Origin of the sequence: Nguyenibacter vanlangensis (assembly GCF_013376155.1) — a bacterium.
Lineage (GTDB): Bacteria > Pseudomonadota > Alphaproteobacteria > Acetobacterales > Acetobacteraceae > Gluconacetobacter > Gluconacetobacter vanlangensis.
In genome coordinates this window covers 1-1,485 of the sequence record NZ_JABXXP010000672.1, presented here as the reverse complement: position 1 = coordinate 1,485, position 1,485 = coordinate 1, and the positions used below count along the sequence as shown (strand labels likewise).

General features: G+C 69.2%; 1 protein-coding gene. It reads left to right on the top strand.

Features of this window, described 5'->3' with window-relative positions; all coding sequences use genetic code 11:
• Nucleotides 1-288: 288 nt before the first annotated feature.
• Nucleotides 289-1,485 (top strand): dihydroxy-acid dehydratase (ilvD, locus tag HUK84_RS17880; protein WP_176641452.1); only part of this gene is annotated, 1,197 nt, incomplete at its 3' end.

The window sequence follows — 1,485 nt, the reverse complement described above, 5'->3', positions numbered from 1 at the left end:
GCTATCGCGACGGAATCGGCGACGCGCTGGCGGTGCAGGACGGCATGGCGGCGCTGGCGGCGGCGCGGCAGGACGATGTGCGGGCCCGCCTTCAGGTCCTGCTGGACGCGGTCGCGCTGTACAAGGCGATGGGCGGCGGCTGGGAATGACCGGATGGGCGCCGATGCGCCGTGGGCGGTGTTCCGTCCCATATGGCCATGCCATATATGCCATATAAAGGTGGATTTCCGGGGGGCGGTCCTGTATCCGCCCGGCAACGACCCGCCTGATGATCCGAAAGGCAGAAACATGCCCGCCTATCGTTCCCGCACGACGACGCACGGCCGCAACATGGCCGGGGCCCGCAGCCTGTGGCGCGCCACCGGCATGCAGGATGCCGATTTCGGCAAGCCGATCATCGCGGTCGCCAATTCCTTCACCCAGTTCGTGCCGGGACATGTCCATCTGAAGGATCTGGGCCAGCTCGTGGCCGGCGCGGTGGCCGAGGCCGGGGGAATCGCCCGCGAATTCAACACCATCGCGGTGGATGACGGGATCGCCATGGGCCATGGCGGCATGCTGTACAGCCTGCCGTCGCGCGAGCTGATCGCCGATGCCGTGGAATACATGGTCAACGCGCATTGCGCCGACGCGCTGGTATGCATCAGCAATTGCGACAAGATCACGCCGGGCATGCTGATGGCCGCGATGCGGCTGAACATCCCGGCCATCTTCGTGTCCGGCGGCCCGATGGAGGCCGGACGGATCAGCCAGGACGGCATCGACCGCCGGGTGGACCTGATCACCTCGATGGTCTCGGCCGCCGATCCGCGCGTCAGCGACGCCGAGGCCGAGACGATCGAGCGGTCGGCCTGCCCGACCTGCGGATCGTGCTCGGGCATGTTCACCGCCAATTCGATGAACTGCCTGACCGAGGCGCTGGGCCTGGCGCTGCCGGGCAATGGCAGCCTGCTGGCCACCCATGCCGACCGGCGCGACCTGTTCCTCGCGGCCGGGCGGCGGATCGTCGGCCTGGCCCGCCAATGGTACGAGCACGACGACCCCACCGCCCTGCCGCGCGGGATCGCGACCATGCAGGCATTCGAGAACGCCATGTCGGTCGATATCGCCATGGGCGGGTCGACCAACACCGTGCTGCACCTGCTGGCCGCCGCGCATGAGGGCGCGGTGCCCTTCACCATGGCCGACATCGACCGCCTCTCCCGCCGGGTGCCGCATCTGTGCAAGGTCGCGCCATCCAAGGCCGACGTGCACATGGAAGACGTGCATCGTGCCGGCGGCATCTTCGCCATCATGGGCGAACTGGACCGGCTGGGCCTGCTGCACCGCGAGGTGCCGATGGTCCATGCCCCCTCGCTGGCCCAGGCGCTGGAAAACTGGGACGTGTCGGCCCCCGACGCGCCCGAGGCCGCGCGCACGCTGTTCCGCGCCGCGCCGGGCGGGGTGCGCACCACCCAGGCCTTCTCGCAGGCCAGCCGGTATCAC